The sequence below is a fragment of the Azospirillum sp. TSH100 genome (assembly GCF_004923295.1).
Taxonomy (GTDB): Bacteria; Pseudomonadota; Alphaproteobacteria; order Azospirillales; family Azospirillaceae; genus Azospirillum.
This window is the reverse complement of record NZ_CP039636.1, coordinates 448160-471158: the sequence shown is the minus strand read 5'-3', so window position 1 is coordinate 471158 and position 22999 is coordinate 448160. Positions and strand designations below refer to the sequence as shown.

At 66.2% G+C, this 22999-nt stretch carries 14 protein-coding genes; 6 read left to right on the top strand and 8 right to left on the bottom strand.

Features of this window, described 5'->3' with window-relative positions:
- Nucleotides 1-66 precede the first annotated feature (66 nt).
- The 3 genes from E6C72_RS32330 to E6C72_RS19800 all read left to right on the top strand — a co-directional run bounded on the left by E6C72_RS32330 (nt 67) and on the right by E6C72_RS19800 (nt 5437).
- Nucleotides 67-2187, top strand: a complete 2121-nt coding sequence (locus E6C72_RS32330; RefSeq protein ID WP_247882148.1) for a peptidase domain-containing ABC transporter — start codon at nt 67-69, stop codon at nt 2185-2187.
- On the top strand, nt 2172-4052 hold the full coding sequence (locus E6C72_RS32325; protein ID WP_371298449.1) for a peptidase domain-containing ABC transporter: 1881 nt from the start codon (nt 2172-2174) through the stop codon (nt 4050-4052). Before E6C72_RS32330 ends, E6C72_RS32325 begins: the two co-directional genes overlap by 16 nt.
- A gap of 62 nt (nt 4053-4114) precedes the next feature.
- A complete protein-coding gene (locus E6C72_RS19800) occupies nt 4115-5437 on the top strand; it encodes an HlyD family type I secretion periplasmic adaptor subunit (protein WP_109085853.1) in 1323 nt (440 codons plus the stop codon).
- 134 nt (nt 5438-5571) lie between these two features.
- Here the strand turns inward: E6C72_RS19800 and E6C72_RS19795 are convergent, their stop codons facing one another.
- Complete coding sequence (locus tag E6C72_RS19795) at nt 5572-5787, bottom strand: hypothetical protein (RefSeq protein ID WP_109085854.1); 216 nt, start codon at nt 5785-5787, stop codon at nt 5572-5574.
- Nucleotides 5788-6106: 319 nt separating this feature from the next.
- Between E6C72_RS19795 and E6C72_RS19790 the strand changes: the two genes are divergently transcribed.
- Nucleotides 6107-7669 (top strand): hypothetical protein, encoded by a 1563-nt coding sequence (locus tag E6C72_RS19790; protein ID WP_109085758.1) that lies wholly within the window; start codon nt 6107-6109, stop codon nt 7667-7669.
- A 174-nt stretch (nt 7670-7843) separates the two neighbouring features.
- Here E6C72_RS19790 and E6C72_RS19785 read toward each other — a convergent pair whose 3' ends face one another.
- From E6C72_RS19785 to E6C72_RS19765, 5 genes are all read right to left on the bottom strand, one after another.
- A complete protein-coding gene (locus tag E6C72_RS19785) occupies nt 7844-9361 on the bottom strand; it encodes an SAM-dependent DNA methyltransferase (RefSeq protein ID WP_136700810.1) in 1518 nt (505 codons plus the stop codon).
- Nucleotides 9362-9369: 8 nt separating this feature from the next.
- A complete protein-coding gene (locus tag E6C72_RS19780) occupies nt 9370-10266 on the bottom strand; it encodes a hypothetical protein (protein WP_199228747.1) in 897 nt (298 codons plus the stop codon).
- A 162-nt stretch (nt 10267-10428) separates the two neighbouring features.
- Nucleotides 10429-11139: a response regulator transcription factor gene (locus tag E6C72_RS19775; protein ID WP_109085761.1), complete on the bottom strand. Its 711-nt coding sequence runs from the start codon at nt 11137-11139 to the stop codon at nt 10429-10431.
- A gap of 200 nt (nt 11140-11339) precedes the next feature.
- Nucleotides 11340-12842 carry an ATP-binding protein gene (locus E6C72_RS19770; protein ID WP_247875703.1) on the bottom strand — a complete coding sequence of 501 codons (1503 nt, stop codon included), beginning with the start codon at nt 12840-12842 and terminating at the stop codon, nt 11340-11342.
- 241 nt (nt 12843-13083) lie between these two features.
- Nucleotides 13084-15351 carry a CheR family methyltransferase gene (locus E6C72_RS19765; protein ID WP_109085762.1) on the bottom strand — a complete coding sequence of 756 codons (2268 nt, stop codon included), beginning with the start codon at nt 15349-15351 and terminating at the stop codon, nt 13084-13086.
- Between the two features lie 159 nt (nt 15352-15510).
- Here E6C72_RS19765 and E6C72_RS19760 point away from each other — a divergent pair, with 159 nt between their 5' ends.
- Nucleotides 15511-16524 carry a chemotaxis protein CheB gene (locus tag E6C72_RS19760; protein ID WP_109085763.1) on the top strand — a complete coding sequence of 338 codons (1014 nt, stop codon included), beginning with the start codon at nt 15511-15513 and terminating at the stop codon, nt 16522-16524.
- Between the two features lie 114 nt (nt 16525-16638).
- Entirely contained in the window at nt 16639-18969 is a 2331-nt protein-coding gene (locus tag E6C72_RS19755) for an FdhF/YdeP family oxidoreductase (RefSeq protein WP_199228748.1), read from the top strand.
- A gap of 124 nt (nt 18970-19093) precedes the next feature.
- Here E6C72_RS19755 and polA read toward each other — a convergent pair whose 3' ends face one another.
- Together polA and E6C72_RS19745 are read right to left on the bottom strand one after the other, a co-directional pair.
- Complete coding sequence (polA, locus tag E6C72_RS19750; RefSeq protein WP_109085764.1) at nt 19094-22015, bottom strand: DNA polymerase I; 2922 nt, start codon at nt 22013-22015, stop codon at nt 19094-19096.
- 102 nt (nt 22016-22117) lie between these two features.
- Nucleotides 22118-22888 carry a response regulator transcription factor gene (locus E6C72_RS19745; RefSeq protein WP_169055245.1) on the bottom strand — a complete coding sequence of 257 codons (771 nt, stop codon included), beginning with the start codon at nt 22886-22888 and terminating at the stop codon, nt 22118-22120.
- Nucleotides 22889-22999: the final 111 nt, after the last annotated feature.

Here is a 22999-nt window from a genome sequence, read left to right as displayed (position 1 = left end):
GCCAACCGCGATCAGGTCAAGCGCGACCGGGCGGCCGAGAAGGCCGCGCGTCGCCTGCTGTCCGGCATGCTGGGGCCGCGCCGCGACCGGGCGATGCTGATCCTGGCCTCCTTCGCGCTGAACATCTTCGGGCTGGCCCTGCCGGTCACCCTGCTGCACGTCTATGACCGCATCCTGCCGAACGAGTCCTACGGCACCATGCTCCTGCTCGGCATCGGCTGTGGCGCGGCGGCGGTGATGGAGGCCATCCTGCGGGTCGCGCGCTCGGCTCTGACCACCTGGATGGGAGCGAGGATCGAGCACCGGTCGAGCGCGTCGCTGATCGACCGGCTGATGAACATGCCGCTGAACACCTTCTCGCAGCAGGGCATCGGCACCCATTTCGAGGTCTACCGCGCCATCAAGCTGGTACGCGAATTCTATTCGGGCCAGGCGCTGCAATCGGCCATCGACATCCCCTTCGCCGTCCTCTACCTGGGCCTGATCGCCCTGCTGGCCGGCTGGCTGGCGGCGATCCCAGTGGCGGTGCTGGCTCTGTTCCTGATCGTCGGCGCCGTGCTGGGACGGCGGATGCGCCGGGCGCTGGAAAGCCGCCACACGCTGGAGGAGCGGCGCCTGAACTTCATCAGCGAGGTGCTGGGCGGCGTCCACACCGTGAAGGGGCTGGGGGCCGAGGCCGGCCTGCTGCGCCGCCACGAACGCCTGCAACAGGGGTGCAGCGAGGAGGATTTCGCCGTCGCCCGGCTCAGCGGCTCGGCCTCCGTCGTCGCCGCCACGCTGGCGCAGGCGACGATGATGCTGGTGGTGCTGCTGGGCAGCGTGTCGGTGATCGACGGGGCGATGACCACGGGCGTGCTGACCGCCTGCTCCATGCTGGCCGGTCGCTGCGTCCAGCCGGTGCAGGCGCTGTTCGACCGCTGGGTCCGTTACCAGTCGGTGTCGCTGGCCCTGCGCCGCATCGGCCATGTCCTGCTGGAGGTCGGGGCGGACGGCGCCGCTCCGCAGCGGCACAGCGGCGGCATGGCGGAAAGCGAGCGCTCGCTCGCCACGCCGCCGGCCGCCGGTTCCATCGAGATGGACGCGGTCCGCTTCGCCTACGACCGCGGACCGGAGATTCTGAGCGGCCTGTCGCTGAGCGTCGGACCGGGCGAGTTGCTGGGCGTGCTGGCGACCAACGGTTCGGGCAAGACGACCCTGCTACGCCTGATCCTCGGCGTGCTGCGCCCGACCGCCGGCGCGGTGCGGGTCGGTGTGCGCACCGACATGCGCCCCCTCGCCGAAGCCGACGCCATGACCGGCATCGGCGGCGTCGTCTATGTCGGCGAACATCCGGAACTGTTCAAAGGCACCATCCTGCAAAACCTCACGCTGTTCGACCCCGGCCGGGCCGATCTGGCGATGGAGGTCTGCCGGCGCCTGGGCCTCGACCGCCGCATCGCCAGCCTGCCCCAGGGATACGAGACCATCGTCGGCGATGCCTCGCAGGAGGCGCTGCCCCGCGGCGCCCGCCAGATGATCTGCCTTGCCCGCGCCCTGGTCCGCGAGCCGGCCGTGCTGCTGCTCGACGAGCCGAACTCCTCCCTCGACGTCGAGTCCGACAAGGCGTTCCGCCGGGCGCTGGACGAGCTGCGCGGCAGCGTCACCATCCTGCTGGTCACCAGCCGCCCGTCGCTGCTGTCGCTGGCGGACCGGGTGGTGCAGATCGTCGACGGCCATGCGGTCACCCGCAATCCGGCGGCCGAGAGCACCCCTGGCGGCATCGTCGGACAGCCGGTCCTGGTCGCCTCCCCCCCGCCGCCCCGGCGGACGAAGACGCCGCCAAACCGGATGCGGAACCGATCCGCGCCGCCCATGACGATGCCGACATCCTGCGCCGCCGGCTGGCCAGAGCCTCGGCGGTCGGCGCCTGCATGGTGCCGCTGCTCGACGCGCTGGGCTGGCGCGGCGCACCGCAGACGCTGGCGGAGGCCCTGCCCCACTTCTCCGAGGTGCAGACGGTGGAGGAGCTGTGCGATGTCCTCCAGCGCCTGCATTTCGACGGACGCAGCCTGCGCTTCGACCTCGCCCGGCCGGAGCCGTCGCTGCTGCCGTGCCTGTTCCGCGCCCGCGACGGCCGCATCTATACCCTGCTCTCCGCCGATGCCGACGGCGTCACCGCCTTCAGCGGCCAGGTGCGCGAGACGGTGACGCTGAGTTACGGCAAGGGAACCGCCTACGTCTTCACCCCGCTGGAGACCGCCGCCGGCGCCGGGAGCCAGAATTGGGTCGGCACGGTCATCCAGGCCTATTTCCCGTTGCTGTGGGCGGTGCTGGGGCTGAGCGCGGTCATCAATGTGCTGTCGGTCGCCGCCCCGCTCTTCACCATGGCGGTCTATGACAAGGTCATCGGCACCGGGTCCTTCGACACGCTGGCGACGATTGCCGTCGGTGCTTTCCTGGTGATTGCCGGCGACTTCGCCCTGCGCCAGATCCGCGGCCGGGCGCTGGCCCATGCCGGGTCACGCATCGCCCGCAGCATCAGCAACGCCACCATCGAGCGCATCCTGATGCTGCCGGTGGGCATGAGCGAGCGGGCGGCCATCGGCACCCAGATCGCCCGGGTGAAGGATCTGGAATCGATCCGCGACTTCATCAGCCAGGGGCAGGTCGCGGCCCTGTTCGACGTCCCCTTCGCCCTGCTGTATCTCGGCGTGATGGGGGTGCTGGGCGGACCGCTGGCCCTGGTGCCGCTGGCCGCCGTGCTGGTGACCGCCGCCATCGGCGCCGCCGTCCACCCGCTGGTGCGCGCCCGCACCGGCACCACCGCGCGGGCCGACACCGAGCGGCAGGAATTCTTCGTCGAGATGGTCGCCAAGATGCCGGCGCTGCGCGCCATCGGCGGGCTGGCGCACTGGCGCGACCGTTATGACCGGCTGTCGGCCCGCACCGCAAGGTCGGGCCACACCGCCGCCAATCTCTCGGCGACCCATGCGGCGCTGGCCGGTCTGGTGGTGCCGGTCGCAGGATTGGCCACCGTCGGCGTCGGCGCCATGCAGGTCTTCGCCGGCACCATGACGCCGGGCGCGCTGATGGCGTCGATGATGCTGCTGTGGCGGGTGATGGTGCCGTTGCAGACCGCCGTCTCCATGCTGCCGCGCATCGAGCAGCTGCGCGCCAACGCCCGCCAGATCAATGGGCTGATGAGCATCCGTCCGGAGCGCGAGCCGCGCTGCGCCACCCTGCAGCCGCGCCGGCTGAAGGGCGAGGTGTCGTTCTCCCGCGTGTCGCTGCGCTACCGCAACGATGCCGACCCGGCGCTGGTCGGTGTCAGCTTCACCGTCAAGCCGGGGCAGATCGTCGCCATCGTCGGACCGGACGGCGCCGGCAAGTCGTCGCTGCTGAAGGTGATGCTGGGGCTCTACGCTCCACAGGCCGGCAATGTGCGGGTCGACGGCGTCGACATCCGCCAGATGGACCCGGTCGATCTGCGCAAGTCCATCGGCTATGTGCCGCAGGCCAGCTCGCTGTTCTACGGCACCATCGCGCAGAATCTGCGCTTCGCCGACCAGACCGCCGACGAGGCGGAACTGCGCTGGGCGCTGTCGCTGGCCGGCGCGCTGGACGAGGTGGAGGCGCTGCCGCGCGGGCTGGACACCCGCATCGGCGACAACCAGTCGCTGCGCCTGTCGCCCAGCCTGACGCAGAAGATCTGTCTGGCCCGCGCCTATATCCGCCGTCCCCGCATCCTGCTGCTGGACGAGCCGGCGAGCCGGCTGGACTTCGAGGGCGACAAGGCGCTGCACGCGGCGCTGGCCGCCCTGCGCGGCCACAGCACCATCTTCCTGGTCACCCACCGGCCAAGCCATCTGACGCTGGCCGACACGGTGCTGACCATGGATGCCGGCATGATCGCCCCCGCCACGGCCGGCGGCCTGCCCGGTCCGCGGCCGGTCGGTCCGGGCGGCGGTCTGGCCGGTGGCGGCAACAGCGTCGCCAACGGCATCGCCGGGGCGCTGCTCGGCGGGATCGGACTGCAACGCCCGCCCGGCGTCGCCGCCACGCCGCAACGCTGACCGGGCGCCGACCGGACGCCGACGCCTTTCGCTTTTTTCCTCCTTCCCGTGTGAACCGCAAGATGGCCGCTTCAGACCTCGCCCGCCCCACCGGCAAATCGCTCAGCGCCGACGATGCGACGCTGTCGCTGGTCCGCGCCACCATCCTCGTGCTGGTCCTGCTGATGGCGGCCCTGCTGACCTGGGCCACGCTGATGCCGGTGAAGGAGGCCGTCGTCACCGCCGGTCAGGTGGTGCCGTCGGGCAATGCCCAGGTCGTCCAGCATCTGGAGGGCGGCATCGTGTCGTCCATCCTGGTCAAGGAAAGCGATCTGGTCGAGGCCGGCCAGCCGCTGATCGTCTTCGATCCCAAGCAGGTCCAGGCGGAACGGGAGCAGATGAATGCCCGCCTGCTGACGCTGGAGCTGCGGGCCGAGCGGCTGCGCGCCTTCGCCGCCGGGCGCACGCCGGACTTCGCCGGCGTCGGCGGTCCCGATACGCCGCAGGCGGAGGCGCAGATCGCCGACCAGCGCCTGATCTACGAGACCCAGCGGCAGGCCCGCGACACCGCCATCGCCGTGCTGCGCGCCCAGGTGTCGCAGCGCGAGGCCGAACTGGCGCTGTATGAAGGGCAGCTGGCCAGCATCAAGGACCAGATCACCTTCATCACCGGCTCGGTCGACATCCGCAACCGGCTGGAATCGATGGGCCTGTCGTCCAAGCTGCAATCGCTGGAAACCCAGCGCGAGCAGTCGCGCCTGATGGGCGAGCAGCGGCGGATCGAGGGGCAGATCATCGCCACCCGGCAGGCGATCACCGAGGCCGCCAACCGCATCCTCGACCAGTCGGCCAAGCTGTCGCAGGACGCCGTGACCGAGATGGGCACCGTCACCGCCGAGATCGCCCAGCTGCGCGAGGCCCGCGCCAAGCTGGACGACCGCGCCGAGCGCCTGACCGTGCTGTCGCCGGTGCGCGGGCTGGTGCAGGACCTGCGGGTCAACACCATCGGCGCCGTGGTGCCGGAGGGCGGCGTGCTGATGCAGATCGTCCCGGTCGACCACGAGATGACGGTGGAGGCGCATGTCACCCCGCGCGACGTCGGCCATCTCCAGGTCGGACAGGAGGCGACGGTCAAGGTGCTGACCTACGACTTCGCGCGGTACGGCGCCATCACCGGCACGCTGCTGCGCATCTCCGCCTCCACCTTCCTGGACGAGCAGCACCGCCCCTACTACAAGGCGGTCATCGCCCTCGCCCGCAACCATGTCGGCCGCGACGACGCCCGGCATCCGGTGCTGCCCGGCATGACCACACAGGTGGAACTGCCCACCGGCGAGCGGTCGCTGCTGGAATATCTGCTGAAGCCGATCTACTTCGCCCTGTCCGACAGCTTCAACGAGCGATGAGGGTGGGACAGACGCCCAAAGTGCCCTCTCCCCCCGGGGAGAGGGGGAGTCAGGGCATCTTCACTCTCATGCCCAAAACGCAGAAAGGCCGCCGGTCCTCAACAGGACGGGCGGCCTCGGGGCAGAGTAACCGGTCAGTAGGCGCCGAGCGCGCGGGCGGCGGCGGTGAACTCCTCGGCGAGCCAGCCTTCCTGACGGATCAGATGCCCCATCAGGTGCTTCAGCGCCGCCTCGTAAGCCTCGGTGCGCTCTTCGGCGGACAGGCCCGCCCCGGCGAGCCGGGCGACGAAATCGTCCACGGCCTGCTCGGGCTCGACCTGCTCAACCTTGCGGGAGTCGACTGGGGCCATGACTTTGAACAACCTGGGGGTGGTGTCGGCGATCTGCTGCGGAACCATGTGAGCGCCTTGATGCTGGAGGCAATGCCTGGACGGATAATGAGTGCGCGGCAGACGGGTGTGAAGGTACGATTTAGCGCTTAAATGAAATAAATTTAGGAAGTATTTGATACATCTCGTTTCATTTGCGTTCGCATGATGGCGAAAAGCGGCGGCGGTTCAGCTTCCGACCGCTCCGACACAGCTCGACAGAATATGTCACGACATACCAGTAGCAATCATTCATACCAGTAAATAAAATTTCCGCGATTCAGCAGCGCCCGTGAACGCCATGGCCGGCCGCCCCAACCGCAGCGCCTCCCTTCAGACCATACCGCTCCGCGCGGTGGAACCCGATCCGGCTGCCGTCAGCCTGGACAAGGTGAAGGCGATCCTGGCGCCGCTGGACCGGGCGCAGAAATCCAAACTGTTCGAGCTGGTGCAGGCCGGCCATCTGGAGGACGACCAGATGACGCTGGAGGTCGGCCGCCTGATCGTCGCCATGCTGAACGGCCCGCGCACCGAACATGCGCGCCGCATCTGGACCGGCTGGTTCGATCCGGTGATGCTGCGCGCCGACGCGCTGATGCTGGCGGAAAGCCGGCCGCCGGGCTGCATGCATGTGGTCGACGCGAGCGCCTGGTGGTTCGCCCTGCTGCCGCATATGCGCGAGCTGGCCGGACGGGTGCAGACCGACATCGCCGGCCGCGCCAGCGAGCACCCGCTTGAATCCGTCCTCGCCTCCCCCGCCGCCGCCGACTGGGCGGAGGAACTGCGCGTCCGCTCGCTCGCCGTCCTGCGCCAGCGCGGCGGGGCCGGACCGCTGCTGGCGACCGCCAACGCCGAACGGCTGGCGCTGCTGCGCAAGCGTGGACTGTCGGGCGTGGCGCCGCTGTCGATGGGCGATCTGGCGATGCTGGATTCCATGCTGGACCATGCGCCGCTGTGGAAGGGTGCCGTCCGCCCGCGCGACACCATCGGCATCCTGCACGCCGTGTCGGGGATGGCGGACCGTGGTTTGACGGACGGCGGCACGGTCGACGGCGCAATGCAGTACGCCCTCGCCCTGATCAACGGGTCGCGCGATCCCGATCAGGCGTTGGCGCTTTACGGCATGTCGCCCAACCCGCTGCTGGTCGAGGCGGCCGTCGGCCATGTGCAGTTCGCCTGGCAATGCCTGCGCCAGAAGCTGGAGGACCAGCATCTCGGCCGCCCCGCCCCGCCGCAGCTGACCGCCGGCGAGACGGTGGACCGTTTGCAGGAGCGCGCCTTCCGCTGGTACGACGCCTTGCAGGGCTTCGGCGTCGAGCGTGGCGGCCGCAACTGGGCGGCGGTGGCGGCGGCCGTCGGCCGGACCACCGGGCTGGTGGAGGGAGAGGTGGTGCCGGTGCTGAGCCACCGGCTGCTGACGCTGAATGCCAGCAGCTCGGCCCGGCCGCTGATCGACGCGGTGCGCTTCATCAACGGCTTCAACCACCGCCTGCGCCGCCGCGGCATCGCCGCCTCCACCAACCCCTGGCTGACGGCGATCGGCGAGCATCTGGCCGGCCTGTTCCGGCAGATCGGCGCCTATGGCCGCGAGGATGCGCTGGCCGCCATGGCCGAGCTGTGCGAACTGGCGGAGGAGACCGGCTATCCGATCGAGGTGACGGCCATCGACAAGACGCTGCTGGGGATCACCGAACGCGCCCTGCGTGACGGCCGCGAGTTGAACCCCGGCGAAAGCAGGCTGATCGAGCGGGTCGTGACCGTCGCGACCGAGGAACGTCGCCGCTGCCGCTGGTGGGTGTCGGGCGAACTGGTCAGCCTGCTGGATGCCGCCCAGCAGCGCGGCATCGGCCCGACACCGCGATAGGCCGCTTCCGGGCGCCGAACTATGACGACAGCTTGATCCCGGACTTCATGGTGGCGAGCGCCTGCATCGGAACTGACCACCGCTTATCGCTAAGCCCCTTTCATCTTCGACGAACACAATGCCTCTCCGCGGGCAAGGCTCTTTGTGGAACCGCACCCCAAGGGCAGCGGCTATTCACAATGCAAGGGACATCTGGCTGTCCACCTTACGTTCCTTAGACGTGTGCCGCATGTATTCATGTTCGACGCCGAGACACTCCGCTACCTTCTGTAGATTAAGTCGTTTGAGAAGATCCACTGTGATCGGCCTCTTGTCGCTCCAGAAGACCATCGATCCGAGAAGACTTTGCACTTCCTCAGACATAAGGAGATGGTGCAGCAGGCGTGCTTCATCCTCCGACCAGCATGCAAGGAAATAGACCGTATCATCGAATACAACAGGTTTGCCGCCGACAGGGCCGATGACCTTGAATTCCAGACTCTTGTAGAAACCGGAGATAGCAACTTTCCATGGGGAGAAAGAATAATCTCCTACACCAAAAATTGAGAACTCGGGCTTTCCTTTGTAAATTGTGCTCCCCCTGGCGCCAAGAGCCTCAGCATTGTCCCGCAGATAGCGCCAGGTATGTGGAGCGATGCTGGCAATCCTGGCGGTCGGTTCTCCCACGGCCCGCTGTGGGACGACCATGAACTTGCGACGCTCTTTCCTGCTCCTTCCGCCTAAGTCAGAACTCTTAAGCATTGGGTAAAGAAAAATGTCCTCAATCTCGACTACAGCCTCATCTCCATTCACATACGTCGAGTTCGTATAAGTAAGCTCCATAACCCGTGAGCAGTCGTGCTTGATCCCTGAGCGCCAGATATAATGCGGATCCTGACCACAAAGGTCCCGGTGCGCAAGATAGGCTTCAACATCCGAAACTATCAGATGATCGTGATAGCCGATCGTATTGATCGGTTCCTTGGCGCCCAGGCTCTCGAATACATCGCAATCTCGTGCCTTCCCCCCGGGCCCGACCTCCAGGAAGAAAAAGCAAGCATCAACGGCCGCACCGAAGGATGCCATAGCATCGATGGCATAGATGCGCGCGCGCCTAACTGAGAGTTCGCTCCGCCAAGCGTGATTGAGGATCTTCCTGGCGACTGCCGTCTTGCACAGCATGGCGATGGCTCCGGAACGACCGTCCAGCCACTCCAGGTTTCGCAAGAGCATCCATTCCGAGATGTCAAAATTGCTCTTTCCCATAAGAGCGTCAAGGCCACCATAGCCGCGGAAATTTGACTTCGCAGGTAGATTGGAACTTTGGATGGCTCCCAGAGCAGCACTGGTAACCCAGGGATAATTACCGGTGATCAACAGTGGATCGGGCAGCTTGGCAGCTTCCGCTGACCAATCAGTTTCAAAAAAGTTGCAGTGCCTAACTGTCACATCCCTCTGAGCCCGATCTCCTTCTGCAAGCCGGTCCTTCAGGTGCGCGACATACTGACCGTTCACCTCTCCGGCCAAGACACGGGCACCGGGAAAGACGTCGCTTGCGGCGATGACAAAGGCCCCTCTCCCACAGGTAGCTTCGATGACTGAGGCGGGATCAAAGCCTATCTCTTTGAGTACCGCGACGGCATTTGAGGCCAACTCGTCGGGGGTTTGAAAGTCACCAAACTCACAAGTAGCCTTCGCCTTTCTCGGCGCCATGAAAATACCTACCTAATTCGTTCGATACCAGGCACTGCTCCAGCTTCCTGGATAACCCGGCCATACTGGAGTCGCCACTGTAGCGCATTGGAGATGGTTAGGTAGCCCTGATTTGGGCGCGTCCTCATCAATTCCTCTGCGATCCGCTGCGCCTCGATGTCGTCTATGGGGAGGTTGCGGTCAGCCATAAAGGCTATCAGATCGTCCTCATTCCCATTCCGGTCAAGGATATCACAAATGCCGCGTGTCATTTGGTAGTCTGCCGTTCGGCTACGATCGATGAAGATAGTATTTAAGATATTCAGACGCCCAGTACGGGCTTCATGGTCGTCATATTTTTCATATACAAAGACAATCAGGTGATAGCCTAAACCAAAAATCTTCTGTCTCGCGGATTTGTATGGACAAGAAGATTGCGGCTGCTTGGAGCTTGTAACCTTCATGTCAACTTGTAATTCAGGAAAATCAATACCTGAAGCGGAATTTCCTTGGTTGAATTTATAGATTCCAAGAAGATGATTGGTAAACTTATGCTCAAGATAAGTGCCAACAGCTTTCCCATCCGTGACACCAAAAAGCTTTGTCTCAAATATATTACTTTCATACTCGGCAAATTGAGCCGCTTCTTGCCAAAGCATTGGCATGGTCAAGACAGGCTTTTCTATATTACCCAGCATTGATTTTTCCCAGAATCTCAGATATTGATCTTGTGTGCGGGAAAGTAGCGCTTGGCATAGGGTGGAGCCAAGCTTTTTAGTGCGACATAAATTCCGCCCGCGAGTAATTCTGCCGGCTGGTTGCGACTGGCAGCCCGGACTTCTGAACCAGCGTGCCACGGTTGCCGCGATGTGGACGGCGGCTCTGTCGCAGCCCCTCTCGCCATGCGGAAGATCGGTGGTGGACATCCGGGCAAGTGGAAGAGCGGCTCCAGTCGCCCAACCGCTCCACCGTCAACCGGAACTGACCGGCCGTCATCGCGAAGCCCTTTCAAAGGGGTCAAATCACAACGCCTCCTGCCGGCAAGGCTCTCTATGGAGCCTGACCTTACGCATCGCACACCCGTCCGCCTATTGCGATGACAGCTTGATCCCGGACTTCATGGTGGCGAGCGCCAGCTGGGTGCGGTTGCGCACGCCCAGCCGCTGCATCACCGTGCGCAGATGCACCTTGATGGTGCCTTCCAGCACGCCCAGGGCGCGCGCGATCTCCTTGTTCGACTGGCCTTCCAGCAGCAGCCGCAGAACCTCGCGCTGACGATCGGTCAGGCCGCTGACCGCATCGCTTTCGGTGCGGACCGGAGCCGCGGAAGGCGGCAGCGGAATGCGGATGGGCGTGCCGCCGCGCACGGCCGGCGGCGCCGGGACGAAGATGCCGCCGTCGAGCACGATCGGCAGCGCCTGGTCGAGCACCGTGTCTTCGCAGCCCTTGTGGACGAAGCCGCGCGCGCCGGCGCGAATGCAGGAGGCGATGACATTGCCGTCGGTCACCCCGGACACCACGATCAGCGGCACGTCGCCGGCCGCCTCCAGCATCTCGACGAGGCCGCTGTGCTCATCGCCGTCATCCAATTGGAGATCATAGAGAATGGCGGCGAGTCCCGGTTCGGAACGCGCCTTGCGCATGGCCTCGGCCAGCGTTCCCGCCTCGATGATCGCGACATCCTCGTACCGCTGCCGCAACGCCAGGGACAGACCGTAGCGGACCAGGGCGTGATCGTCGACGATCAGGAACTTGAGGGGATCGCTGGGCAGGTCCCGGCGCTCGGACGCCTGATCCATTTCCGCGGAGCCATGAGCGTGCTGCACGTGATGATCCACTTTTGTTCCCCTTAACTCGTCTAAAGTGCCATTGCCCATCAAGACGCCGGGCGAGGCTGCAACCTTAGAACCAATCCAGCATATGGATGAACCTCCCATCGGACGGCATCACGGAGCATGGGGATAGCCGTACCCCAAACCGGAAGTGGCAATGTTCCCCATCAAGGGTGGCGTCTCCGTTTGTCGGCCGAGGCCAGCGGAACCATCACCGAGAAGACCGACCCGCGGTCCGGCCAGGAACGCAAGCCGATCTCGTGGCCGAGCCGGCGGGCGAGCCGTGCGACGATCGCCAACCCCAAGCCGACACCACGCTTCTGGTCCCGATCGGGATTGTCGAGCTGGCGGAACTCCTCGAAAATCGCCTGCTGGCTGTCCTCGGGAATACCCGGGCCGGTGTCCCACACTTCGATGCGCAGCCGGTCGCCGCAGCGGCGGCAGCCCATCAGGATCGTTCCCGACACGGTGTATTTCAGCGCGTTGGCGACGAGGTTCCGCAGGATGCGCTCCAGCAGTTGCCCATCGCTGAACACGGTCACAGTGCAGGGCACGGCACGGAAGCGCAGGCCGCGCATGTCCGCCTGCGGCATGAACTCGCCATGGATGATCTCCAGCATCAGGGCGATCGGCAATGGCTCGATCATCGGCTCCAGAGCCCCGGCATCGAGCCTCGCGGTGTCGAGCATGCCCTCCAGCAGGGTGCGGATCGACAGGTGCGCCGCCAGCAGCCCGCCCATGATCGGCCGCTCCTCTGCGCCGAGGCGGTTGCGCAGCACGTCGAGGAACAGCCCCATCGACATCACCGGCTGCCGCAGATCGTGGCTGGCCGACGCCAGAAGCTGCAATTTGTCGGCGTCGGCGGCCTGAAGGCGGCGCAGTTCCTCATTGGCGCGGCCCAGCTGGATGTTGGCCTCCTCCATCCGCTCCAGCGTGAGGCGCAATTCCTCGTCCATGGCGCGCAGTTCTTCCAGCGAGGCATGCAGTTCGGAATCCGACCGCTCGAACTCCCTGCCCCGGCGCTCAAGCGCGTTCTCACGGATGGCGAGCCGTTCCTGGATCGCATCCAGCTGCGCCAGCGAGTCGCGATACCGTTCCGTCACGATCGCCAGTTCGCGGTTCTGGCGGTCGATGACCTCGTCGGCCTCGGTCAGGCGCCGCTCCAGATCCTCGATCAGCGTCTGCGCCTGCTCCAGTTCGGCCGACAGGCGCTTCACCGCGTCGGGCGCCCGGTTCTCCGTCAGGTCCTCCTTCAGGGCGTCGGCCACGCAGATGAAGTGTTCGGTCTCGCCATGCACACCCACCAGCGGCGTGACGACGAGGCTGCACAGATAGTCGCTGCCATCCTTGCGCCGGTTGACCAGGGAGACACGCGCCGAGTCTCCCTGCCGCAGGTCGCGCTTGATGGTCGCCGCCACGGCGGGATCGGTGCGGCGGCATTGCAGAAAGCGCGGCGAGCGGCCGATGGCCTCGTCCGCCCGATAGCCGGTCAGGGTGGTGAAGGCCCGGTTGACATAGAGGATGGTCGGCCCCGGAGCGTCCAGATGGCAGTCGGTGACGATGACCGCATGGTCCAGGCGGTCCCACAAGGGTTGCACGATCAGCGGCCTGACCTTCGTGCCAGCGGCCACAGCGCCGTCCGCCGCCTTCAATCCATCCTCGTCCGCCATTCCGCCCTGCCTCTGTCGGCATCGCCAGTTGAACAACGTCGCATCAAGTCGTCAGGCAAACCAGCGTAAGTTCACTATCCAAACTGTCGCAGTCAATCCCAGTTCCGGCCTATTTCTTTCGATCAGTCCATAGGACGCGAGTTGAGTATCAGGGCACCACGCCCCCCCCCCGACAGCATCGTTTACGGAAAAGCTCATCGGACCAGTCCTGGCTGATCCATCGCGCAAAGCTGCCGGACTTTCAGCTGCTTACCGGCTCCGCGCGGCTGTCGTCGAGACCGATGCGTTGCCGTTCGGTCACGTCATGGGCCATGGCAACGAGGATCGGCGGCTGTTCCTCGCCGAAATACTGCATGCAGATCTCCATCGGACGCACCGTCTGGTCGGGAGCCTCGATGGTCGTCTCGAACACGATCTCGGCCTTCTCTCCAGACAGCAGCGGCGCCACCAGCCGGGTGAAGGCGACGGCATCGATGTCTGGCATCAGGTCGTGCAGGGCGATCTGGCGCAGCGATTCCAGCGGATAGCCCAGCTTCAGCTCCGCCCCCTTATTGACCAGCTGGAAGCTGAAGGTGGTGGGGTCGATGAAATAGACCTCGTTCAGCGACTCGCCGACGATCCGCCCGAGATATTCGGCGAAGGCGTCCGACCGCGCCCGTTCCGTCATATCCTCGATGATCAGAACGACGCCGCGCGTCAGCCGGTTGTCATAGAGCAGCGGCGACAGGCGGATGCGGCAGGTGATGCGCCGGCCACGGCGGTCCATCGCCTCCAACTCCACCGGCTCGACCGGGGCCTGCGTCTCCAGGATGTCGTGGAGCGGGCGGCGCAGCCGTTGCACCGGCAGGCCGATATCGAGATCGAGGAAAACCTCGCCGGTCACCTCCTCGTTCCGCAATCCCCAGACATTCTCGCTCCAGCGGTTCCAGGACTGGACGGCGAGGCTATCGTCCAGAACGATGATGCCCACGTCGATGCTGCGCAGGATCGATTCGGAATAGCGGCGATACTCGCTCGCCTCCTCGCTCTGCCGGCGCATCTCCTCGTTGGCGACCTCCAGCTCTTCGTTGGTGGAGCGCAGCTCCTCGTTCATCGTCTCCAGTTCCTCGTTGGTCGACTGGAGTTCCTCGTTGGTGGTCTCAAGCTCCTCGTTGGTGGACTGGAGTTCCTCGTTGGTCGTTTCCAGCTCCTCGTTGGAGGACTGGAGTTCCTCGATGGTGGTTTCCAGGCTTTCCTGCGCCGCCTCGATCTCCTGTTGCAGCAGGTAGACCCGGCTGGTGTCGAAGAAGCTGAGCAGGGTGGCGAAGGCCTTGCCGTCACGACTGAAAAGCGGCGCCACCTCGATGGTCAGCCGGACCGGCTCGGACCCCGCCCGGCTGAAGGACTGGTGTTCGATGCGGACCATCCGGCCGGAATTGCGCACCTCCTCGATCCGGCTGCGCAGCTCGGTCGGGCGGTAGGAGATGGTCAGGTCGTGGAACGGGCGGCCGATGTCGGTTTCCTCGACGTCGAACAGGCGGCGGGCATGGGTGTTGGCGAACACCAGCAGCCCTTCGGCGTTCACCGCCAGATAGCCGGTGGAGCTGCTGTCGACGATGCTCTCCAGCAGCCGGGCCTGCTGGTTGATGCGGGAGCCGCCGGCGTCGCTGGCCAGCGACAGGCTGCCGCCGGCGGTCCGCCGCCATTCCTGCGGCACCTTGGCGAAGATGCGGCTCTTCAGGTCGACCGGCTCGAACATGCGCGACCGCGCCAGCTGGGTCTCCGCCTTGCCCAGGAAGAGGAAGCCGTCATTGACCAGGGCATAATGCAGCCGCGGCAGGACGATGCCCTGGGTGTCGGCCTCCAGATAGATCAGCAGGTTGCGGCAGATCAGCAGGTCGATGCGGGAGATCGGCGCGTCGCTGACCACATTGTGGCGGCCGAAGATCACGCATTTGCGCAGTTCGCGCTGGAAGACGTAATGGTTGTTGGTGCGCTCGAAATAGCGCTCCAGCAGCGGTTCCGGCACCGACTCCACGTCGCGCGGCGCATAGGTCGCGTGGCGCGCCGTGTTCAGCGCCGCATCGTCCAGGTCGGTGGCGTAGATCTTGACCCGGCGGCAGAAGTGCACCGTCCCCAGCGCCTCCGCGAACATCATCGCCAGCGAATAGGGCTCCTCGCCCGATGCGCAGCCGACGCTCCAGATGCGGATCTGTCCCTTGTCGCCCTTGCGCTCCAGAATGCGGGGAACGACCTCCCGCCGCATCACCTCCCACGCTTCGGCATCGCGGAAGAAGGAGGTGACGTTGATGAGGACGGTGTTCAGAAGATCGACGAATTCCTGCGGATGCGCCTCCAGGAAGGCGTGGTAGGCAGCGAAGCTGTCACAATTCACCTCCTCCATCCGGCGGCGGATGCGCCGTTCCAGGCTGGTTCGTTTGTAGCCCCGGAAGTCGATGCCCCGGCTTTCCTGGATGTGACGGATCAGATTGGTGAAATCGCTGTCGGGATCGTCGGTCTTCTTCGTCATCGTCTTGTGTCGGTACGGTGTTGGAAGGAGCATAATCGTCTGCCCGCTTCCTACTCAAGCGGCGTGGAGACCTACGCCCTTTTCGGGAAACGTTGGAAGGATGGGCGGAATTATTCGGAGGATCGTGAAACGCGACAAGAGGGGAGTTGTTCTTAACCCATGGGAAATCGCGACATCATCGTCATCGGTGCGTCGGCCGGCGGGCTGACCGCCCTCACCCGCCTGTTCGGCGGGATGCCGAAGCAGTGCGCACCGACGGTGTTCGTCGTCCTCCACATCACGCCAAACGCCCACAGCGTCCTGCCGCAACTGCTCGACCGGATCGGCTGGCTGCCGGCCTTCCATCCGACCGACGGGGAGCCGATCCGTCCCGGACACATCCATGTGGCACCACCGGACCACCATCTGCTGGTGCATCGCGACCGGGTGCTGATCCGCCGTGGCCCGCGGGAAAACCGCACCCGGCCGGCGGTGGACCCGCTTTTCCGTTCGGCCGGTGTTGCCTTCGGCAGCCGCGTCGTCGGCGTCGTGCTGTCGGGCACGCTGGACGACGGCACCTCCGGCCTGCGGGCGATCCGGCGCTGCGGCGGGATCGGTGTGGTGCAGGAACCGGACGATGCCGAATGGCCGGGAATGCCGCAAAGCGCCATCAATCGCGGCGAGGCCGATCATGTCTTGCCGCTGGACCGGATGCCTGCCCTACTGTCCCGGCTGGCCGCCGAACCGGCGCCGCCAAGCCCGCCCGTGCCGTTCGACATCGTGACCGAGGCGCGGATCGCAGAGCAGGAGTTCACGACCGTGTCCGACGATACCCAGACGGTCGGCAAGCCGACCACCCTGTCCTGCCCGGAATGCGGTGGCGGCCTGAGCGAAATCCATGACGGACCGGTCCTGCGTTTCCGCTGTCAGGTCGGCCATGCCTACAGCCCCGACGCCATGGAGGCGGCGCAGGCGGAGGCGATGGAAAACGCCCTGTGGGTCGCCCTGCGCACCCATGAGGACCGGGTGGAGCTGTTCCGGCGCCTGGGCGATCATGCCCGCGAGCGCGGCCAGCCCCGCCTCGCCGCCACCTGGGACAAGCAGATGCAGGAAGCGCGCAGGAACGCCGAGCTGCTGCGCGCGGTACTGTCCAAACCGGAGATGCGGGACGCCAGTGCGGTGAAGACGCGCTGAGCCGGCCCCGGAAAGGCGGGGGGCGGGAACCGGAGGGCGCCTGGCCGGTTGGATTCCAGTGGAACAGCAATGCCGCTCCCAGGAGCCTGCCCCCAAATGCCGGAAGATCCCCCCATGAGCATCGACGGACTGTCGGACGACAAGGACACCCCGCATTACGACGGCCCGGCCGGCGGCTGGGGATCGGTCGGCTCCATGGCCCGCATCATGGGGGAGGAGCGGCCGACGCCCGCCGTGCTCGACACGCTGCGCCGGCAGAACAAGCCCGGCGGCTTCATGTGCGTGTCCTGCGCCTGGGCGAAGCCGGCCAAGCCCCACACCTTCGAGTTCTGCGAGAACGGCGCCAAGGCGACGATCTGGGAACTGACCAGCCGGCGCTGCACCCCCGACTTCTTCGCCCAGCACACGGTCACCGAATTGAAGGGCTGGAAGGATTATGATCTGGAGCAGCAGGGGCGGCTGACCCACCCGATGCGCTATGATCGGGCCGGCGACCGCTATGTGCCCTGCGGCTGGGACGAGGCCTTCGCCGCCATCGGGGCGGAGCTGCGCGCCATTGAGCCGGACCGGGCGGTGTTCTATGCGTCGGGCCGCGCCAGTCTGGAGACGTCATATCTCTACGCGCTGTTCGCGCGGCTCTATGGGCACAACAACCTGCCCGACAGCTCCAACATGTGCCACGAGACGACCTCGGTCGGGTTGAAGAAGGTCATCGGCTCGCCGGTCGGCACCTGCGTGCTCGACGATTTCGACAGCTGCAACGCCATCTTCTTCTTCGGCCAGAACACCGGGTCGAACAGCCCCCGCCTGCTCCACCCGTTGCAGGACGCGGTGAGGCGCGGGGCGAAGATCGTCACCTTCAACCCCGTCCGCGAAAAGGGGCTGGAGAGCTTCCGCAACCCGCAAAGCCCGCTGGAGATGCTGACCGGCAAGGAAACGCAGATCTCCACCCTCTATTTCCAGGTGAAGGCCGGCGGCGACATCGCCGCGATCACCGGCCTGATCAAGCATGTGCTGGCGGCCGAGGAGGAGCGGAAGACGGAGGGCAAGCCTGTCCTCGACCGCGACTTCATCGCCCAGCACACCGCCGGCTTCGAGGAGATGAAGGCACGGGTCGACGCCATCGGCTGGGAGGAGATCGAGGAGGAATCCGGTCTGACCCGCGCGGATCTGAAACAGGCCGCCGACATCTACATCGAGGCGGAACGCTCCATCGCCATGTACGGCATGGGCCTGACCCAGCAGGTGCGCGGATCGGAGACGCTGGCGGCGCTGGTCAATCTGTGGCTGCTGAAGGGCAACATCGGCCGCGACGGCGCCGGTATCTCCCCGGTGCGCGGCCATTCCAACGTCCAGGGCCAGCGCACCGTCGGCATCTCGGAAAAGCCGGAGCTGGTGCCGCTCGACCGGCTGGCCGGCCAGTTCGGCTTCGAGCCGCCGCGCAAGGAGGGGCTGAACACCGTCAAGGCCTGCGAGAAGATCCTGTCGGGCGAGGTGAAGGCCTTCATCGGCCTCGGCGGCAACTTCGTCCGCGCGATCCCCGAGCGCGAGCGGATGGAGGCGGCCTGGACGCGGATGCGCCTGACCGTGCAGGTGGCGACCAAGCTGAACCGCAGCCACCTGATCAACGGCGAGGTCGCCTATCTGCTGCCCTGCCTCGGCCGGTCGGAGGAGGATGTGCAGGAGAGCGGCGCCCAGGCGGTGACGATGGAGGACAGCCTCAGCTGCATCCATGGTTCGCTCGGCAACAACAGGCCGGCCAGCCCGCACCTGAAATCGGAGGTCGCCATCGTCGCCGGCATGGCGAAGGCGACGCTGCCGCCGAATCCGAAGGTGGCCTGGGACGACTGGGTGGCCGATTACCGCCGCATCCGCGCCCTGATCGAGGAGACCTATCCCGACCAGTTCCATCATTTCAACGAGCGGGTCTTCACCCCCGGCGGCTTCTACCGCGGCAACCCGGCGCGCGAGCGGCTCTGGAAGACCGAGTCCGGCAAGGCCCACTTCACCCCGCCGGGCCGGCTGCGCGCCATCGGCTTCGAGGATGCGCCGGGGCGCTGGCGGCTGATGACGATGCGGTCGAACGACCAGTTCAACACGACGATCTACGGCTATTCCGACCGACTGCGCGGCATCGAGGGCACCCGCGACGTGCTGCTGATGAATCCGCTCGACATCGCCGCCGCCGGCTTGCAGGAAGGTCAGCTGGTGGCGCTGGCGAGCGATGCCGGCGACGAGGTCGACCGCCGGGTGGGCGGACTGACGGTGACGCCCTTTCCCCTGCCACGCGGCTGCGTCGGGGCGTATTACCCGGAGATGAACCCGCTGATCCCGCTGTGGTATCACGACGAGGCGTCGAAGACGCCGGCGGCGAAGGGGGTTCCGGTGCGGATCGTCGCGGAGGAAAAAACTTCAATCCCCTCTCCCCCCCGGGGAGAGGGTTAGGGTGAGGGGGACGCGGAGCGACTATCTCCAAGCATCGCGCACTCCCCGGTCCCCACCAAATCCTCGCTGTGCATCCCCCTCACCCCGCCCCTCTCCCGGGGGGAGAGGGGGATTATCGCCCCCCTCAGTGCGCCTCTTCCCAGTTGTCGCCGATCCCGGCTTCCGCCACCAGCGGCACGCCGAGATGGGCGGCGCCCTCCATCACCTCGCGCACAATCCGCGCCGCATCCTCCGCCTCCGCTTCCGGCACCTCGAACAGCAGTTCGTCATGCACTTGCAGCAGCATCCGCGCGTTGCTGCCGGCGGCGGCCAGCGCGCCCGGCATGCGGTTCATCGCGCGCTTCATGATGTCGGCGGCCGTGCCCTGGATCGGGGCGTTGATCGCCTGACGCTCGGCGAAGGCGCGGCGGGCGGCGTTCTTCTCCTGGATGCCGGGCATGTAGCAGCGGCGACCGAACAGCGTCACCACATAGCCATGCTGGCGGGCGAAGGTCTTGGTCGCCTCCATCCACACCTTCAGCTCGTGGAAGCGCTCCAGATAGGTCTTGATGAAGGCATTGGCCTCCCCCGGCGCGATGCCGAGCTGGCGACCCAGCCCGAAGCCGGAGATGCCGTAGATGATGCCGAAGTTGATCGCCTTCGCCTTGCGGCGGATGTCCGGCGTCATCTGCTCCAGCGGGATGCCGAAGACCTGGGCGGCGGTGGCGGCATGAATGTCCAGCCCGTCGCGGAAGGCATCCTTCAATGCCTGGATGTTCGCCATCTCCGCCACCAGACGCAGCTCGATCTGCGAATAGTCGACGCTCAGCAGCTTGAAGCCGGGAGATGCCACGAAGGCGCGGCGGATCTTCTTGCCCTCCTCCGTCCGCACCGGAATGTTCTGGAGGTTGGGGTCGGTGGAGGACAGGCGGCCGGTGTTGGTCGCCGCCAGCGCGAAAGCGGTGTGGACGCGGCCGGTGACCGGCGAGATCTTCTCCTGCAACGCGTCGGTGTAGGTGCTCTTCAGCTTGGCGAGCTGACGCCAGTCGAGCACGCGCTGGGCAATGGTATGGCCCTGCTCCGCCAGCTCCTCCAGCACGCTGCTGTCGGTGGAATAGGCGCCGGTCTTGCCCTTCTTGCCGGTGCCGAGCTTGAGAGTGTCGAACAGGATCTCGCCCAGCTGCTTGGGCGAGCCGATGTTGAAGCTCTGGCCGGCGAGCGCGTGGACGTCCTTCTCGATCTCGACGAGGCGTTCGGACAGGCTCTTCGACAGGTCGGACAGCGCCGTCTTGTCGATGCGCACGCCGGCCCGCTCCATGTCCGCCACCACCGGGACCAGCGGGCGATCCAGCGTCTCATAGACGGTGACCATGCGGTCGCCGACCAGCCGCGGCTTCAGCAGCGTCCACAGCCGCAGCGTGATGTCGGCGTCCTCGGCGGCATAGGCCAGCGCCTGGTCCAGCGGCACGCGGTCGAAGGTGATCTGGTTCTTGCCGGTGCCGCAGACCTCCTTGAAGGGGATCGGCGTGTAGGCGAGGTGCAGCTCCGCCAGCTCGTCCATGCCATGGCCGTGCGAGCCGCCCTCCAGCACGTAGGAGATCAGCATGCTGTCGTCCACCGGCGACACCTTGATGCCGTTGCGGGCGAACAGCTGGTGGTCGAACTTGAAATTGTGGCCGATCTTCAGGACCGACCGGTCCTCCAGCACGTCCTTCAGGATCGCCATCGCCTCGTCGGTCGGGATCTGCTTTGGCGGCTCCGGGGCGTCGAAGTCGAGCTGGCCGGCGGCGGCGGCCCCCTCCGCCTTGTGGGCGAGCGGGATGTAGCAGGCGATGCCGGGCTCGGTCGACAGCGAGACGCCGACCAGCGTGGCAGTGGCCGGGGTCAGGCTGTCGGTCTCGGTGTCGACCGCCAGCACGCCGGTCTCGCGCGCCCGCTCGACCCAGCGGCGCAGGGCGTCGGCGTCCTGCACCAGTTCGTAGCGCACCTCCGGCACGTTCAACACCGTCTTGCGGGCCGGACGGTCTTCACCAGCCGGGCTTTCGGCCGGCGCCGGAGACTTGGCAGCCGGCGTGGGCACGGAACCGGGGGACGGGAGCCCGCCGGCGGCGCCATCGGCGATGCGTCCGTCCTTCTGCATCTCCATCTCGACGCGCGAGACGATGCTGCGGAAGCCCTGGGCGCGCAGGAAATCGATCAGCCGCTGGTGGTCGGGCTCGCGCACGCGCAGCTCGTCCAAAGGCTTGGGCGGCGGCACATTCTCATCCAGCAGGACCAGACGGCGGGAGATGCGGGCCTGCTCGGCGAACTCGATCAGCTTCTGGCGGCGGGCCGGCTGCTTGATCTTCTCGGCATTGGCCAGCAGGGCTTCCAGGTCGCCATATTCGGTGATCAGCTGGGCGGCGGTCTTCACGCCGATGCCGGGCACGCCGGGGACATTGTCGACGCTGTCGCCGGCCAATGCCTGGACGTCCACCACCTTCTCCGGCGGGACGCCGAACTTCTCGAACACCTCGTCGGGACCGATGGCCTTGTTCTTCATCGGGTCGAACATGCCGACGCCGGGGCGGACCAGCTGCATCAGGTCCTTGTCCGACGACACGATGGTCACCGGCCGCCCGGCCTCCTGCGCCAGACGGGCATAGGTGGCGATCAGGTCGTCGGCCTCGAATCCCTCCAGCTCCAGGCAGGGCAGGCAGAAGGCCTCCGTCGCCTCGCGGATCAGCGCGAACTGGGGCTTCAGCTCCTCCGGCGGTTCCGGGCGGTGGGCCTTGTAGTCGGGATAGAACTCGTTGCGGAAATTCAGGCGCTTGCTGTCGAAGACGACGGCCACGGCCTCCGCCTTGGCGTCGGCCAGCAGCTTCAGCAGCATGTTGGAAAAGCCCAGAACCGCGTTCACCGGCGTGCCGTCCGGCCGCGTCAGCATCGGCAGGGCGTGGAAGGCGCGGAAGATGAAGCCGGAGCCGTCGACCAGGTACAGGCCGCTGCCGTCGCCGCCGGAAGCGGCGCTGCCGGTGGCGGACGTGGTCTCGGAGGCGGCGGTGGCGCCAGCAGTTTCGGCGGTCATGGTGGTCTCTCGTCCCTTCCTTGCGGGCGCTACCATCGCCGAAGGAGGGCCGTGAGTCGAGTGCCGAGACCGGGGTAGGGCACCCCCATCAACAGCTTGCGGTCAGCCGGCGCTGTCCTCCACCGCGCTTGTCACCACCGGACCGACGAAGGCATAGCCGACGCCGTGCACCGCCTGGACCGGCAGGGCGCAGCCGCTGCGCTCCTCCACCTTGATGCGCAGGCGGCGGACCAGCGAATCGATGGAACGGCTGTAGGGATCCCAGTCACGGCCGGTCAGGGCGATGGAGATGTCCTGGCGGCTTACGGCCTCGCCGGGCGCGGTGACCAGCAGCGAGAGGAACTTGTACTCCGTTGCGGTCAGCGGCACGGCGGCACCGGTCGGCGGCTGGATGCGCCATTCGATATCGTCGAACACCCAGGCCTTGCGCGACTCCGCAGGCGCGGATGCGACGGGGGCGGTGGCGGTCCCGGCCGGCGACAGCTCCACGGCCGGCTGCGCGGCGGTGCCCTTCTGCATCCGCCGCATCAGCGCCTTGACCTGCGCCTCCACCTCGCGGAAATCGACCGGCTTGACCAGATAGACGTCGGCGCCGAGTTCCAGCCCGATGACGCGGTCGATCAGGCCGGACCGCGCCGTCAGCATGATGATGGCGGCCGACGAGCTGGCGCGAACGCGCCGGGCGACCGAGAAGCCGTCCTCGTCCGGCAGGTTGATGTCGAGCACGATGACATCGGCCGGCCCTGCGTCAAGCAGCCGGTCCAGCTCCGCGCCACGCGACGCTCCCAACACCTCGAACCCGCAGCGGTCGAGATATTCGACAAGATCGTCACGAAGGTCGGCTTCGTCTTCGACCACAATGATCCGGGCCACGACGCCTCACGCCCCCATGCACATTCGTATGACGTTATATTAATCAGTGGAACGGGTTACGCAATTCATATCGGACGAATGGGATAAACCCCGACGACGCAATTCTTGTTC

What these genes read in the sequence shown, in the direction of transcription:
- E6C72_RS19800 (WP_109085853.1), top strand. Translation starts at nt 4,115, where the DNA reads ATGGCCGCTTCAGACCTCGCCCGCCCCACCGGCAAATCGCTCAGCGCC.
- polA (WP_109085764.1), bottom strand. Translation starts at nt 22,015, where the DNA reads ATGACCGCCGAAACTGCTGGCGCCACCGCCGCCTCCGAGACCACGTCC.
- E6C72_RS19760 (WP_109085763.1), top strand. Translation starts at nt 15,511, where the DNA reads ATGGGAAATCGCGACATCATCGTCATCGGTGCGTCGGCCGGCGGGCTG.
- E6C72_RS32330 (WP_247882148.1), top strand. Translation starts at nt 67, where the DNA reads ATGCTGGGGCCGCGCCGCGACCGGGCGATGCTGATCCTGGCCTCCTTC.
- E6C72_RS19790 (WP_109085758.1), top strand. Translation starts at nt 6,107, where the DNA reads ATGGCCGGCCGCCCCAACCGCAGCGCCTCCCTTCAGACCATACCGCTC.
- E6C72_RS19775 (WP_109085761.1), bottom strand. Translation starts at nt 11,139, where the DNA reads ATGGATCAGGCGTCCGAGCGCCGGGACCTGCCCAGCGATCCCCTCAAG.
- E6C72_RS19755 (WP_199228748.1), top strand. Translation starts at nt 16,639, where the DNA reads ATGAGCATCGACGGACTGTCGGACGACAAGGACACCCCGCATTACGAC.
- E6C72_RS19765 (WP_109085762.1), bottom strand. Translation starts at nt 15,351, where the DNA reads ATGACGAAGAAGACCGACGATCCCGACAGCGATTTCACCAATCTGATC.
- E6C72_RS19780 (WP_199228747.1), bottom strand. Translation starts at nt 10,266, where the DNA reads ATGTCCACCACCGATCTTCCGCATGGCGAGAGGGGCTGCGACAGAGCC.
- E6C72_RS19795 (WP_109085854.1), bottom strand. Translation starts at nt 5,787, where the DNA reads ATGGCCCCAGTCGACTCCCGCAAGGTTGAGCAGGTCGAGCCCGAGCAG.
- E6C72_RS19770 (WP_247875703.1), bottom strand. Translation starts at nt 12,842, where the DNA reads ATGGCGGACGAGGATGGATTGAAGGCGGCGGACGGCGCTGTGGCCGCT.
- E6C72_RS19785 (WP_136700810.1), bottom strand. Translation starts at nt 9,361, where the DNA reads ATGGCGCCGAGAAAGGCGAAGGCTACTTGTGAGTTTGGTGACTTTCAA.